Here is a 15,255-nt window from a genome sequence, read left to right on the forward strand (position 1 = left end):
AAGCATAAACCCTAAAATAATGAACCAAGTCATTTTTCAACATCTCCTTTCAGTATTTAATATTAAGATATTAAAACTGTTGAGAAAGTGTGCTGTTGTCCATGAAAAATATTGTGAATTTGTTGAGGAAATATTGAGAATGTTGCAATGCGATTGATTGTAGGGGAGTTAGAGTTAATAATGCTTGTCAGATTATATGCGTGAAAAAAGGAAATAGGAAAGAGAACAGTTGCGTAGACTGTTCTCTTAAGGAGCGGAAGTGCTGAACATTTTCAATGACAATGATTCAACCATTCCCCTAATAGTATGTGCAAATATTTATAATTTATACAAGAAAGACGGCTATTAAAAATAGCCGCCTTGCCCAGGGAGATTTCAAGAAAATTAGAGATTCATTATGGATACAGATTGGCTGTTACCAATCTACTCTTAGTATTGGAAATAATTACATAAATTATTCGTAGGTTAAAATCTTAATTCATTGTAGGATGAGTGACATGCAAAGTAAAAAGAGCACTTTTTAAAAGTGCTCTTTTTAAGGTGTGTATTAGGACTTGAAAGAGGCATCAATGACAATTTAGAAGGAGATATTTCTATACAACATATGGAGGTACAATGGAAGGGTGACGATAAAAAATAAAAAGAGCAGTTAGAATGAACTAACTGCTCAGCTCTAGGGGAAATGAATGGTTTCAATTATCGAGACAATAAAAGGATAAGCAAAAAGGATTGAATTTGAAGAAAGTGTGTTGTTTTAATTGTATTAGGAGTTTTAATCATCGTATAACTATCTCCCCTATATGAATGGATAAATTGGAAAGAAGTCTTTGTATATCCTATAGGCTTAATTCTATGTATGATACTTGGACATTTTGGGTTACTAGAGTTTTATATATGAGTAGGGTTAGTATGTATTGTATGAGGTATCCTTAGGGCAATAGGAATTAGTGTTATATAGAAAGAATAAGTGCAGAGAGCATCTAAATGGGATGATTTTTTATTTTGCATAGAAAAAGGAACCCATAAGGGTTCCTTTTCTTATTCCGATCTATCTTAAGCGCATATAAGATAATGTTATTTTACATCTTAATATTAGGAATTACAATAAAGAAGTGAAGATTACCATGAGGTGGTGTAAATAGGAGAAAGAACCATAAGTATTACTGCGTGATCTGGTTGTAATGAGCTTTGCATGTGGATATTAAATGTCTATTAAGTAAATTGGTCTAATTTTTCTACAGGTGTTTCATAAAGGTAGATTAATTCGTAAATATGAAGCGTTACGCTATAAGATAGAAATACTTACAAATTTTAAAAGAATTCTATTTGTGTACCAAGAAGTAAAATCTATTTATGATAAAATATAGAAAAAGATGATTAAGAAGGGACAATTAAAGTGAAACCAACAATTTATGATGTTGCGGAAAAAGCAGGTGTATCAATAGCGACTGTATCCAAGGTAATTAATCAAACTGGGCGTATTAGTGAAAAAACAATAAACAAAGTAAATCAGGTAATGGATGAATTAGATTACCAGCCGAGTAGTGTAGCAGCAGCGTTAACAGGTAAAAAAACATATACGATTGGGGTACTTGTCCCAGATATCTCAAATCCATTTTTTGCAGAAGTAGCAAGAGCTTTTGAAAATAGTGCACGAGAATCAGGGTATACACTCATTTTATGTAGTACGGACCATCAAACAAAACGTGAGCACGAATACATTGATTTATTATTTAAAAAGCAAGTAGATGGCATTATTATTGCAACGGAACTAAATGATTATAAACTAGTTAAAAAAATCGTGAACCGAGATTTGCCACTTGTATTATTTACCGTAGATCATCCTTCCATCACGACTCATGTTGTGACAACTGATGATATGAGGGGCGGCTATTTAGCTGGGAATTATCTAACGCAGAAGGGCCATACATCTTTAACGATTATGATGGAGAAGGATAGAAAAAGTAGCTTAGGAAGGCTGAATGGCTTTAAGCAGGCTCTTACAGATTCAGATATCTCATTAGATGATGATGCAATAATTAGCTGCTATTCGACTGTGGAAGATAGCAAACGTGCAAGTAAAGAATTACTTAGCTTGCCTAATAGGCCTACAGCGGTTTTTGCTTGTACAGATTTAATTGCGATATGCCTTATGAATGAAGCAAGAAAACAAGGACTTTCAATTCCGGAAGATTTATCAATAATCGGATTTGATAATACAATTTATGCTGAGATAGCAGATCCTGGGTTAACGACAATTGAACAGCCAATTACACAAATGGCAGCTTGTACGTTTGAACAACTCTTAAAAACGATGGAAATGAAGGAACATGCTAAGCAAAAAATTACTATTATTCCTCAATTAGTAGAGCGATTATCAGTAAAGGATATTACATGTTAGCGTTTTTGATATCCTACTTGAATGTAACAAAAAGAAGGTCATCTTAACCATATACAGTTATGATGACCTTCTATTATATAGAGGATTTATACAGAGAATTGCTCACTGCTTTTCGTATTTAAATCCTGCTCCATCCCATCTTCCTTTGGAATAGTAAGGAAATGAGTTAAAAATGCACCAAAGAAATACAAACCAGCAAAGATCCACATCACGCCGCCTACACCTAATGGACCGATGAAAGCAGTTACTACTAATGGTCCAACAAATGCTGATAATCCTGAACCTAAATTTAAGACAGACATTGCCGCTCCTTTATTTTCAGGAGATAAAGATGGAACCAATGCTGTAAGAGGTACATAACCGGCAAGTGTTGCTCCGTAGCAACATGCAACGAATAATATAGCCCAATAATTATGCCCTACCATTTGTGGTACATAATAGAGTGCAAGAGTTACAATTCCGCAACCGACTCCTCCGAACCATTTAATCGTATTTACCCAGCCAAACTTGTCTCCAACAATACCAAAAATAATATTAAACACCATATTTACAAAGAATAGAGTACCCCAAATTTGAAGCCATTCAGTCATCGTAAAATTATATTTCATCATATAAGTAGGCAGGAAAACAACAAATCCAAACTGAGCGGCCGAGTTTATAATTTTAACAATACCACCTATACCAACTTTAGGATTTTCAAATGCGATGGTAATGCCTTTTAGTAATTCGCTTGATTTGTTAGCGCTTACGGTTTGTGCTTTAAATCTGTCCTTATTTACAACAATTGAGAACAATCCCCCGACGACAACAAAAATTAAAGCACTCCATAAAGTAGCGATTTCCCCGATTTTAGGAACCATATAGCTAGAATAGAAGGCTCCGATAACACTAAGTCCAAGCTGGAATACGAACCAGAACCAGCCAACTGCTCTTGAAAGCATTTGTTGAGGTGTACTGTAAGATACCCAAACTAGGAAAGAATAAGCAAATAAGGGATAACCAAACCCTCGTAGGGCATAGCAAAGTAATATTACAGGATAATTCATATGTTGAATTCCTATACCGATGAAACCGATTGATCCTAAAATAAATGATACTAAACCAAATGTCATTACTTTTCTTGGTCCCCACATTTGTACAAATACCCCTGAAAACCAAGAAGAAGCAGATACAGTAATACCGTAAATAGTAAATAAAAATGCAGCATGTTCTAGCGTTAGGCCTCTCTCAACGAGATAAGGGGATAACCATCCTTGTTCTAAACCATCCCCAATCATAAAAACAATAATTCCTATGTATCCCCAAGTTAAATTAGAAGGGATACCAATCCTGTCCATAAATGTTTTGCTTGAACTAATAGCGTTCATTCTCCCACCACCGATAAGTTATTTTTTTGGTTAAGCGCTTAATTATTTTTGATAAAAAAAGTATACGCTTACATTTTAAGACCGTCAATGAAATTTTTTGACAATTTACAACTTTCTTTTATAGGGGCATTCTATTTACTTATCGGACAATAAAATAATAGTGAGTATGAAAAGAAAGGAATACCTTATAGATGGGAGTTTGGCCTTTAAAGGGCTTCGTTTCCTTTGTTATATCAGTATTTTAAAAGATTATTTTTGTAGTTGTTTAGATTATTTGTTTCTAATTATTAATTTGTATATGGACGTAGTACGTTTACTTACGAAATTTGAAATTCGGATGAAAAGAAGAGTATTCAAAAAAATAAAAATGTTTTCAATTTAGAATCAAGTGTGTATAATGAAGAAAAATAGGGAAAGCGCTTAACTTAATTTGGTGTGCTAAACCTTATAGACTTCCATTTTGTTTCTTAAATTTAAATAAAGAGGGAGAAATCATATGAATGTTTTAACGATTGGAATTATTGGTGCTGGACGAATAGGGAAACTGCATGTAGATAACTTGCAGCTGATGCCACAAGTGAAAATTAAAGCGGTTTCAGATGTTGTGATTAGTCATCTAGAAAAGTGGGCCGAGGATAAAGGGATTTCCACTCTGACTACAAACTATCAGGATTTATTAGCAGATCCAGAAATTGATGCTGTCTTTATTTGTTCACCAACAAATACACATGCGCAAATTATAAAAGAAGCGGCTCTTGCGAAAAAACATATTTTCTGCGAAAAGCCTGTTAGTTTCTCAGTAGAAGAAACATTAGATGCATTAGAAGTAGTAAAAGAACAAGGGGTATCTCTTCAAGTAGGTTTTAATCGTCGTTTCGATCCTAACTTCAGGAAAGTCTATGATCTTATTCAACAAGGAGAAGTGGGACACCCACATATTTTAAAAATTACGTCTAGAGATCCACAACCACCAAGTATAGAGTATGTTCGCTCTTCAGGTGGATTGTTTATGGATATGATGATTCATGATTTTGATATGGCTCGTTATGTGATGAATAGTGAAGTCGTTGAAGTATTTGCATATGGCACAACATTAATTGATCCATCCATTCAGGAAGTAAATGATGTTGATACAGCAATTGTCACATTAAAATTTGCGAATGGAGCTTTGGGGGTAATTGATAATAGCCGCCAAGCTGTTTATGGATATGACCAGCGTGTTGAAGTGTTTGGTGAAAAAGGCGCGGTTGCTGCGGATAATTGCTGTCCGACAACAGTACAAGTTTCAAAAACAGAAGGTGTTGTAAAAGACAAGCCGCTTTATTTCTTCTTAGAGCGCTACACGCAAGCTTACATTGAAGAAGTAATACAATTTACAAAGTCAATTATAGAAGAACAAGCTGTTATTTGCAGTGGTAATGATGGGTTACAAGCAGAACGAATTGCGAAAGCTGCGAAGGAATCATTACTAACTGGAAAACCTGTTCAAATTGAACATAAACAGCCTGCATTAAATCAATAAAGAGAGCGCTTACTTCTAGATAGATAAAGAGTAATGAATAGTAAGTTTATAAAAATATGAACTATGTCATTCACTCTTTCATAAAGCATGGGAGGTAGAAACAATGAATCCACTTATTTTTAAAGAAGATTGTCCATTAGACCTAATTGCAGTTGGACGTTTATGCGTTGATTTAAATGCCAACGAAACACAACGTCCTATGGAAGAAACAAGAACATTTACTAAGTATGTGGGAGGTTCTCCTGCGAATATCGCAATTGGTGCGGCGCGTCTTGGCTTACAGACAGGATTTATCGGTAAAGTTTCCGATGATCAAATGGGCCGCTTTATTACAGGATACTTAAAGGATAACAATATTAATACAGATCGGATACGTATCGATCGTACAGGTGCGGTGACAGGTCTAGCTTTTACAGAAATTAAAAGCCCTGAAGATTGCAGTATTTTAATGTACCGCGACAATGTTGCAGATTTAAATCTTGATCCAACAGAAGTTTCTGAGGACTATATTAAACAATCAAAAGCTCTCTTAATTTCAGGAACGGCTTTAGCGAAAAGTCCTTCTCGCGAAGCGGTATTTTTAGCGCTAGAATATGCGCGTAAGCATGATGTAGTCGTATTTTTTGATGTGGATTACCGCCCTTATACATGGCAGTCAGAAGCTGAAACAGCTGTGTATTACAATCTAGCAGCTGAAAAATCTGATGTCATTATTGGAACGCGTGAAGAATTCGATATGATGGAAAAACTATTAAACTATGAACAATCTAATGACCAAGTTACGGCTGAAAGATGGTTTTCTCATCATGCGAAAATCGTTGTAATTAAACATGGCGGGGATGGGTCAATCGCTTATACGAGAGACGGTCAATCTCACAGAGGCGGTATCTTTAAAACAAAGGTATTAAAGACGTTTGGCGCGGGCGACTCGTATGCTTCTGCGTTTATTTACGGCTTAATGCAAGGGCTTGAGATTCCTCAAGCGATGCGATTAGGTGGAGCTTCTGCTTCGATTGTTATTTCTAAACATAGCTGTTCTGATGCAATGCCAACAAGGGCAGAGATTTCTGCATTCATGGAAACGGCTGAGGAAATTGTATAGAAACATCATAAACCATTAATTAAGCAAGGGCGTATCCTATTGGACGCTTCTACATTACATAAAAGGGAGAGAATGAATATGACAGTACAAACAGCACAAATTGTAAAAAACTACATTGGCGGCGAATGGGTAGAATCCATTTCAACTAAGATGGAAGCTGTATATAATCCTGCAACAGGAGAAGTAATTGCTCAAGTACCACTTTCAACAAAAGTAGATGTTGAACAAGCTGTATTAGCAGCAAACGAAGCGTTCAAATCTTGGTCTAAAACTGCTGTACCAAAACGCGCTCGTATTCTATTTAAATATCAACAATTACTAGTAGATAACTGGGAAGAGTTAGCGAAACTAATTACGATTGAAAACGGAAAAAGCTATAACGAGGCTTACGGTGAAGTTCTTCGTGGTATTGAGTGCGTGGAGTTTGCTGCAGGCGCTCCGACATTAATGATGGGAAAACAGCTTCCTGATATTGCAACAGGTATTGAGTCTGGCATGTATCGTTACCCAATTGGTGTTATAGGCGGGATTACACCTTTTAACTTCCCAATGATGGTTCCGTGCTGGATGTTCCCACTTGCAATTGCTTGTGGTAATACATTTGTATTAAAACCTTCAGAGCGTACACCACTTCTAGCAGCAAGATTAGCAGAATTAGCTGAAGAAGCAGGCTTACCAAAAGGTGTATTAAATATCGTAAATGGCGCTCACGATGTAGTAAACGGTCTTCTGGAACATAAATTAGTGAAGGCAATTTCATTTGTAGGTTCTCAGCCTGTGGCAGAATATGTATACAAAAAAGGAACAGAAAACTTAAAACGCGTGCAAGCATTAGCAGGTGCGAAAAACCATTCCATTGTATTAAATGATGCGAATCTTGAACTAGCAACAAAGCAAATTATTAGTGCTGCATTTGGTTCAGCTGGTGAGCGTTGTATGGCTGCTTCTGTTGTAACAGTAGAAGAAGAAATTGCAGATCAATTAGTTGAAAGACTCGTAGAAGAAGCAAATAAAATTGTCATCGGAAATGGTCTTGATGAAGATGTATTTTTAGGACCAGTTATTCGTGATAACCATAAAGAGCGTACAATTGGTTACATCGATTCAGGTGTAGAACAGGGCGCTACATTAGTTCGTGATGGACGCGAAGATACGGCTGTAAAAGGAGCTGGCTACTTCGTTGGCCCAACAATTTTTGACCATGTTACAAAAGAAATGAAAATCTGGCAAGATGAGATTTTTGCTCCTGTTTTATCTATTGTTCGTGTGAAATCATTGGATGAAGCGATTGAAATTGCCAATGAGTCTCGTTTTGCAAATGGAGCTTGCATTTATACCGATAGCGGGGCAAGTGTACGTCAATTCCGTGAAACAATTGAATCAGGTATGTTAGGTGTGAATGTTGGGGTTCCGGCGCCAATGGCATTCTTCCCGTTCTCTGGCTGGAAAGATTCTTTCTATGGTGATCTTCATGCGAATGGTACTGACGGCGTTGAGTTTTATACAAGAAAGAAAATGCTTACATCTCGTTGGGAAAAGTAATCATGAAGAGAGAAGTAGACTCTTTCTAGTTGTTTGTAAGCGAAAGTAACGCAAGTGGTAAAACATAAGAAGGAAGTATTAGGAGTCTTTCAAATTCCTAATACTCCTTTTTCATATGCAAAATGACTGTTAGAGATAGAAAGGAGCAAATCATATGCAAACTGTTAGAATGACGACGGCGCAAGCATTAGTAAAGTTTTTAAATCAGCAATATGTAGAGTTTGATGGAAAGCAACAAAAGTTTGTTAAGGGAATCTTTACGATTTTTGGTCATGGAAATGTAGTAGGCCTAGGTCAAGCTTTAGAAGAAGACGCTGGGGGATTAGAAGTATATCAAGGGAGAAATGAGCAAGGAATGGCAAATGCTGCGATGGCGTTTGCAAAACAAAAACACAGAAAACAAATTATGGCATGTACTTCTTCTGTTGGTCCTGGATCAGCAAATATGATTACCTCTGCTGCAACAGCTTCTGCAAATAATATTCCCGTTTTACTACTTCCAGGTGATGTATTTGCAACGAGACAACCTGATCCTGTTCTTCAACAAATTGAACAAACATATGACTTATCTATTTCTACGAATGATGCCTTTCGTGCAGTAAGTAAGTATTGGGACCGGGTGAATCGTCCTGAACAATTGATGACAGCTATGATTCAAGCCATGCGTGTTTTAACGAATCCGGCAGATACAGGAGCTGTAACAATCTGTTTACCACAAGATGTCCAAGGAGAAGCATGGGATTTTCCAACTTACTTTTTCCAAAAGCGTGTTCACCGTATTGAGCGTCGTCTACCTACAAAAGCCAGCTTAGCTGATGCAGTTGAAATGATTAAGAGAAAGAAAAAGCCAATTATGATTTGTGGTGGTGGTGTAAGGTACGCCGAAGCGGCAGAGGAACTGAAACAGTTTGCTGAGATATTCCACATTCCATTTGGAGAAACACAAGCTGGGAAAAGCGCGATAGACAGCAATCATCCATATAATCTTGGAGGCATTGGGGTAACGGGAAATTTAGCAGCTAATACAATTGCAAAGGAAGCGGACCTTGTTATTGGAATTGGAACGAGATTTACTGATTTTACAACGGCATCTAAGCAATTGTTCCAGAATGAAGAGGTTGAGTTTTTAAACATCAACATTTCGGAATTCCATGCGAACAAGCTCGATGCATTGAAGGTTATAGCAGATGCAAAAGAAACACTTCTTGCTCTAATAGATGAACTGCAATCGATTGAGTATCAATCTAGTTACACAGTAGAAATCACTGATGCAAAAGAGGCTTGGGAAACAGAATTAGCACGTCTACATAATATTCGCTTTACAGGTCAAGGTTTCACGCCGGAAGTTGAAGGTCATTTCGATGAGAATTTAAATGAGTATGTAGACGCACTTGGTACAGAATTAACACAGACTACGGTCATTGGACAAATCAATATATTAATTGATGAAGATGCAATTATTGTTGGCGCGGCAGGAAGTCTTCCGGGTGATTTACAAAGAATGTGGGCATCAAGAAAACCAAATACATATCACATGGAGTATGGATACTCTTGCATGGGTTATGAGGTTGCGGGCGCACTAGGTGCAAAGATAGCTGAACCATCGAAGGAAGTATATGCAATGGTAGGGGATGGGAGTTACCAGATGCTTCATTCTGAGCTTGTCACAAGTCTCCAAGAAAACAAAAAAATTAACGTCTTATTGTTTGATAACTCCGGATTTGGTTGCATTAATAACTTACAAATGGGCAATGGAATGGGGAGCTTTGGAACAGAGTTTCGCTATCGAAACCAGGAAACTTGTAAATTAGACGGGGCAATTATGAAAATTGATTTTGCAGCTAGCGCAGCTGGATATGGTGTGAAAACATATCATGTTACATCACCAAAACAATTACGGGAAGCGCTTATAGATGCGAAAAAACAAACAATTTCTACATTAATTGATATTAAAGTATTACCAAAAACAATGACAAATGGATACGAGTCATGGTGGCATGTAGGTGTTGCAGAAGTATCTAAAAGTCAAAGTGTACAAGCTGCGTACGAGAGTAAAGTAAGTAACTTGCAACAGGCAAGGTCTTATTAGATTAGGGCACAAAGAGAGCTTTTTATCTACTTGCATATTGATTAGGAAGCTCTCTTTTTAATGACCAGTTAAGAGAATTTGGCGAAATTCTATCACATTTTGTAAAGAGGAGAGACAAGGGGATGTTCAAAGAAAATACAATTAAGCTTGGAATTGCACCAATTGCTTGGACAAATGATGATATGCCGGAGCTAGGAGCAGAAAATACGTTTGAACAATGTATTAGTGAGATGGCACTAGCTGGATTTAATGGAAGTGAAGTAGGGAATAAATACCCGAGAAATACAGTTGTATTAAAAAAATCTTTGGAATTACGAAACTTGGAGATTGCTAGTGCATGGTTTAGTACGTTTTTAACAACGAAGCCGATTGAAGAGACGATAGAAGAATTTATTAAGCATAGGGATTTCTTGCATGACATGGGTGCAAAAGTCATCGTTGTTTCAGAGCAAGGGCATAGTATTCAAGGTTTAATAGATGTACCACTATTTAAAAATAAGCCTGTTTTTACAGAAGAAGAGTGGGAAAAGCTAGCGGATGGGTTACATCATCTCGGTAAATTAGCTCAGGAAAAGGGGCTGCATATTGTATACCATCACCATATGGGTACGGGTGTTCAAACAACGGCAGAAATTGAAAAGTTAATGGATATGACGAATCCAGAGCTTGTATCCCTACTTTTTGATACAGGTCATCTTGTTTTTTCAGGAGAAGAACCGCTTTATGTTTTGAAAAAATATTTACCTCGTATTAAACATGTACATTTAAAAGATATTCGCCAGGAAGTAGTAGATGCTGTAAAGGATAACGATTTAAGCTTCTTACAGGCAGTGAAGAATGGTGCATTTACAGTTCCTGGGGATGGTGTAATTATATTTGATGAAGTTTTTACTATTCTTGCAAACTCTGAATATAAGGGGTGGTTTGTGGTAGAAGCAGAGCAAGATCCAGCTTTAGCGAATCCTTTTGAATATGCATTAAAAGCCCGGAAATTTATACATGAAAAAGCAGGTCTTTAATTTCCGCATTTTGAGATTAACTGTAAGTTAATGATATGGCAATCAACAGGTCTTCTTACAAAGGGAGTAAAAAGAAGAGATGGTTGGTTCTACATTTAATAAATAATATTGAAACAGGTGAATGTGTAATGCCATTAGTGCAAATGAAAGATATTTTAATAAAGGCAACTCAAGAGAATTATGGGGTTGGTGCTTTTAGTGTCGCTAATATGGAAACGGTCATGGGAGCTATCAAAGCAGCTGAAGAGTTACATTCGCCGCTTATTCTACAAATTGCGGAAGTTCGTTTGAATCATTCGCCAATTCATATGATTGGTCCTTTGATGGTAGCTGCAGCGAAAAAAGCAACTGTTCCAGTAGCAGTTCACTTTGATCACGGTATGACATTTGAAAAGATTCAAGAGACGTTAGAAATTGGTTTTAGTTCGGTTATGTTTGATGGCTCTCACTATCCGTTAGAGGAAAATATACAAAAGACAAAAGAAATTGTAGAACTTGCGAAACAGTACGGTGCGACGGTAGAGGCTGAGATTGGTAGAGTTGGTGGTAGTGAGGACGGATCAGAAGATATTGAGATGTTGCTGACAAGCACTACAGAAGCAAAACGATTTGCAGAAGAAACAGACGTAGATGCGTTAGCTGTTGCAATTGGAAACGCGCATGGTATGTACAATGGAGATCCTGCTTTACGATTAGACCGCTTGCAGGAGATTAATGGGATAGTCGATATTCCTTTAGTATTACATGGTGGGTCTGGCATTAGCCCAGAGGATTTCAAGCAATGTATTCAACATGGTGTTCGAAAAATTAATGTAGCAACAGCGACGTTTCAGAATATAGTTTCTACGGTTAACACTGCTGTCCTAAATACTCCTTATTCAGATTACTTTACGTATCATCAAGATGTAATTGAGGCCGCATACGAAAACGTTAAAAATCATATGCTCATTTTCGGAAGTGAAAACAAAGCACAACCAGAAAAGCTTTCTTCATTAAATAATAGAAGGAACTCATAATTTAGTTAGCTGACAAAGGTAGAGAATGATAGAGTAGCCAGTAAACTACTCGCCACTTAGCAAAGCTTGAAGTGGGAGCTTCTCAGTTCCACGACGAAAGTAACCTTTCGTCTCCCTGAGCGTTACTTCGGGGTGTTCCACCCCTAGATGCTCTTTTGGTACGGTTGATATTTTACGCAGGAACCGAATGGCTTGGTTTTCGCACTCTATTTTCTTCCTGCAACCTGCTATATCAAGTTATCAAAGAACTTCATATAGCAAGTTTATCAAAAGCTTTTGGCTATGCCCAACCGAAAGTCATCTCCCACCTATCGTAGGGCTACGCCCTTCACACGCTTGAGGAAGGAGAATTCTTTTGGGGAATACGTTAAAAAAGGAGGAGAACATCATGTTAGGTAAATTAGGTGAATTAAATGAAGGATATAATGTATTAACAGAAATGAATGGTCATTGCAGTGATATGTTAATGGATATAGGCATATATAAGATGTCTAATGGAAAAGAAGAGCTGTTATTTGATAATAAGAATGAAACGGCAGTACTTTTACTAGAAGGGGCAATACGTTTAGAGTGGGATGGAATGGAACAAGTTATTCAAAGGCAGTCTGTTTTTGAAGAAAATCCTTGGTGTTTACATGTGGCTAAAAATGTGAAGGTTACAATTACTGCTCTTTCAGATAGTGAAGTGCTTGTCCAAAAAACAGATAATGACCAAGAATTTGCGTCAAAGTTATATACTCCAAATGAGTGTCAAAGTGTCGTAGCTGGAGAAGGCGTATGGGAGGGAACAGCGCAGCGTGTTATTCGTACAATTTTTGACTATAACAATGCAGCATATTCTAACATGGTTGTAGGAGAAGTTATTTCTTATCCAGGGAGATGGTCCAGTTATCCACCGCATCACCATGATCAACCGGAGGTATATTATTATCGCTTTAACAAGCCACAGGGATTTGGATGTGCGATGGTAGGTGAGGATGCTTATCGCGTTGTACATAATAGTTTTATTACAATTCCAGGTGAACTAGACCACCCGCAAGCAACTGCGCCTGGATATGCAATGTATTTTTGTTGGATGATTCGACATCTTGAGAATAACCCATGGAATGATCGTATCATGGAGGAAGACCACAAGTGGTTATTAGAACCAAACGCGAAAATTTGGCCAGAAAAGGAATAGACGAAAATAAATACGAGCACTCCTATTTTTAATCTAGCGAGTGCAAATATTCAAAAAGAAATTTCAATAGTAACACAAGAAGTGACGAAATATTCACATGGAAACACTGGTGGTTAATAGAAAGGCTGCACTGGAACTTAGCGAAAAACCTTGCAATTTTGTAGGAATGCAAGGTTTTTTTTCTTTATTCCAATTTCATTTCACCTTAATACTGATGTGAAATGGAATTGAGGATTTATAAAGAATTTACTATACGAATAAAAAACATTGATTGATAGCTGTATGCCTGAAAAATTTTGAATTCGTTAGAAAAGGATTTTGAAATGTAAAATCGTATGTGAAATTTTAAAGCTTATTGGAGTTTTAGATTTATTATTGTTTTATTTATGAAGCTATTTGTAGTTGAGAAAATGTAAAAGCCCTGTTATGAAAGACAGGGCTTTTCAAAAAGGAATGACAGTTAACAACTGAAGCCACCTTTATATTACCATTATTAGTAATTTAATTTTATTTAGTTATGTTGAGAAATAATATATGTTTTGACACTCCCCACGGATAAATCCACAAGCTGACTAACGTCAGTGGGATTCTTGCTACCAAAGGCGAAGTCTATTTCTAGTATCGCTGACGTGCAAGATTGCTTCTGTCTTTTTTATGTTCTTTTGACTTTCGGTTTGTGTGATAATTAAATCGAAAGAGCGTGTGAAAATGAAGATAGCTGTAATACAAGCAAGTACCCAAACTAGCAAAAATGAACTGATTTTTGAAGAGACAAAAAGGGCTGTGGCGGAGCATGGATATGAAGTGTTCAATTTTGGTGTTACAGTTGAAGAATCCGAGTTAAGCTATATCCAAGTGTCCTTAGCAGTGGGTCTACTATTAAATTCAGGTGCAGTTGATTTCGTCGTCACTGGATGTAGTAGTGGTGTTGGTATGTCAATTGCCTGTAATACACTTCCGAATGTCATTAGCGGCTATCTGCCAACTCCAACAGATGCGTTCTTATTCGGTAGGATAAATAATGGAAACTGTGCATCACTGCCACTTGGATTGAACTTCGGTTGGGCGGGCGAATTAAATCTTCGCTTTACGCTTGAGAAACTATTTGAAGAACCGTTAAATACTGGGTATCCTGAAGAATCCGCTGAACGAAAGAAACGTGATGCAGAGCTTTTTAAAACAATCAAAGGGTTTTCACATCATGATATTGTTCAGATTCTAAGTCAGTTAGATGGAGCCGTTATTAATCCTGTTCTTCAAAAACAAGATTTAGTGGAATTCCTCTTGCGGAATGGCACCAATATAGATATATCAAATTATCTTATTGAACAAACAAAGCATTTTAATTATGGTAGGTAAATACTGTGTTTTTTAATACATTTGGCGATTTTATCGTTAATCATAAGGTGATTCAATACCCTTGATCAATTGCGAATATGACCATCATTCCATTTGTTTTAGAACTTTTTCACAAGTAAATATAGAATTTTTAGTAAGGCGCTTTCGTTCAGGAAAGCGCCTTTTTCGTCTACTTACGGAAACTTGAATTGATGCTTTAGACAGTGTTTGTCGTTAATAAGATTAAAATCTATTATAAATATATATCTTATATATAAAAAAGAAATAAAGATAAAACTATTATAGGTTAACAAAAATAGGGGAAAGTTCTACTCCCACAAGGGGAAATTTCATGTTAGAACCTAAAAAATCATAAATAGTAGAAAATGTATTCGTAGATTCAATGATTATTAGACTTTTAATTCTACAAAAAAACAGAAAGAAAATACTATATTTCTACATGAAATCAGAAAGAATTTGATACCAAACGCATTATATATATTCAACCCCCGTAAATAGGAATTTTTTACTTGTTTTGATGATCAAGTTGATTTTAACCTTCTAATTATCCACATTTTATTCAGATTAGGCTGCTATTTGTTAACATTACTCAGTATTTACACATAACTCACATTTTTATTGATGATTTTTACTAGATACATACAACAACATTAGTAAT

The 15,255-nt window shown here is 36.5% G+C and carries 10 protein-coding genes; 9 read left to right on the plus strand and 1 reads right to left on the minus strand.

What is annotated here, in order from left to right:
* Positions 1 to 1,396 precede the first annotated feature (1,396 nt).
* On the plus strand, positions 1,397 to 2,401 hold the full coding sequence (locus ACQGSG_RS20505; RefSeq protein ID WP_426947921.1) for a LacI family DNA-binding transcriptional regulator: 1,005 nt from the start codon (positions 1,397 to 1,399) through the stop codon (positions 2,399 to 2,401).
* An 86-nt stretch (positions 2,402 to 2,487) separates the two neighbouring features.
* On the opposite strand, the gene ACQGSG_RS20510 is transcribed toward ACQGSG_RS20505, so the two are convergent.
* A complete protein-coding gene (locus ACQGSG_RS20510) occupies positions 2,488 to 3,768 on the minus strand; it encodes an MFS transporter (protein ID WP_000991772.1) in 1,281 nt (426 codons plus the stop codon).
* A 496-nt stretch (positions 3,769 to 4,264) separates the two neighbouring features.
* Between ACQGSG_RS20510 and iolG the strand changes: the two genes are divergently transcribed.
* The 8 genes from iolG (at position 4,265) to ACQGSG_RS20550 (ending at position 14,597) form a co-directional block, all read left to right on the plus strand.
* Positions 4,265 to 5,290, plus strand: coding sequence for an inositol 2-dehydrogenase (gene iolG, locus ACQGSG_RS20515; protein ID WP_426947923.1), 1,026 nt, complete (start codon positions 4,265 to 4,267; stop codon positions 5,288 to 5,290).
* A gap of 103 nt (positions 5,291 to 5,393) precedes the next feature.
* Positions 5,394 to 6,392, plus strand: coding sequence for a 5-dehydro-2-deoxygluconokinase (gene iolC, locus ACQGSG_RS20520; RefSeq protein WP_098670947.1), 999 nt, complete (start codon positions 5,394 to 5,396; stop codon positions 6,390 to 6,392).
* Between the two features lie 78 nt (positions 6,393 to 6,470).
* Positions 6,471 to 7,934, plus strand: a complete 1,464-nt coding sequence (locus ACQGSG_RS20525) for a CoA-acylating methylmalonate-semialdehyde dehydrogenase (RefSeq protein WP_000218125.1) — start codon at positions 6,471 to 6,473, stop codon at positions 7,932 to 7,934.
* A gap of 154 nt (positions 7,935 to 8,088) precedes the next feature.
* Positions 8,089 to 10,023, plus strand: a complete 1,935-nt coding sequence (iolD, locus tag ACQGSG_RS20530) for a 3D-(3,5/4)-trihydroxycyclohexane-1,2-dione acylhydrolase (decyclizing) (RefSeq protein ID WP_426947926.1) — start codon at positions 8,089 to 8,091, stop codon at positions 10,021 to 10,023.
* Between the two features lie 122 nt (positions 10,024 to 10,145).
* Positions 10,146 to 11,042 (plus strand): myo-inosose-2 dehydratase, encoded by an 897-nt coding sequence (iolE, locus tag ACQGSG_RS20535; RefSeq protein ID WP_426947927.1) that lies wholly within the window; start codon positions 10,146 to 10,148, stop codon positions 11,040 to 11,042.
* A gap of 128 nt (positions 11,043 to 11,170) precedes the next feature.
* The gene (locus ACQGSG_RS20540) at positions 11,171 to 12,058 is read left to right on the plus strand and encodes a class II fructose-bisphosphate aldolase (RefSeq protein WP_426947929.1); all 888 of its coding nucleotides are present in this window, start codon (positions 11,171 to 11,173) and stop codon (positions 12,056 to 12,058) included.
* A 388-nt stretch (positions 12,059 to 12,446) separates the two neighbouring features.
* On the plus strand, positions 12,447 to 13,238 hold the full coding sequence (locus tag ACQGSG_RS20545; protein WP_097826101.1) for a 5-deoxy-glucuronate isomerase: 792 nt from the start codon (positions 12,447 to 12,449) through the stop codon (positions 13,236 to 13,238).
* A gap of 708 nt (positions 13,239 to 13,946) precedes the next feature.
* The gene (locus ACQGSG_RS20550) at positions 13,947 to 14,597 is read left to right on the plus strand and encodes an RpiB/LacA/LacB family sugar-phosphate isomerase (protein ID WP_353769526.1); all 651 of its coding nucleotides are present in this window, start codon (positions 13,947 to 13,949) and stop codon (positions 14,595 to 14,597) included.
* Positions 14,598 to 15,255: the final 658 nt, after the last annotated feature.

Origin of the sequence: Bacillus sp. GMa5/1, from assembly GCF_050172015.1 — a bacterium.
Taxonomy (GTDB): Bacteria; Bacillota; Bacilli; order Bacillales; family Bacillaceae_G; genus Bacillus_A; species Bacillus_A cereus.

Coding starts and splice junctions, on each gene's coding strand:
- iolC (WP_098670947.1), top strand. CDS start 5,394: ATGAATCCACTTATTTTTAAAGAAGATTGTCCATTAGACCTAATTGCA.
- iolE (WP_426947927.1), top strand. CDS start 10,146: ATGTTCAAAGAAAATACAATTAAGCTTGGAATTGCACCAATTGCTTGG.
- iolG (WP_426947923.1), top strand. CDS start 4,265: ATGAATGTTTTAACGATTGGAATTATTGGTGCTGGACGAATAGGGAAA.
- ACQGSG_RS20510 (WP_000991772.1), bottom strand. CDS start 3,768: ATGAACGCTATTAGTTCAAGCAAAACATTTATGGACAGGATTGGTATC.
- ACQGSG_RS20540 (WP_426947929.1), top strand. CDS start 11,171: ATGCCATTAGTGCAAATGAAAGATATTTTAATAAAGGCAACTCAAGAG.
- iolD (WP_426947926.1), top strand. CDS start 8,089: ATGCAAACTGTTAGAATGACGACGGCGCAAGCATTAGTAAAGTTTTTA.
- ACQGSG_RS20525 (WP_000218125.1), top strand. CDS start 6,471: ATGACAGTACAAACAGCACAAATTGTAAAAAACTACATTGGCGGCGAA.
- ACQGSG_RS20550 (WP_353769526.1), top strand. CDS start 13,947: ATGAAGATAGCTGTAATACAAGCAAGTACCCAAACTAGCAAAAATGAA.
- ACQGSG_RS20545 (WP_097826101.1), top strand. CDS start 12,447: ATGTTAGGTAAATTAGGTGAATTAAATGAAGGATATAATGTATTAACA.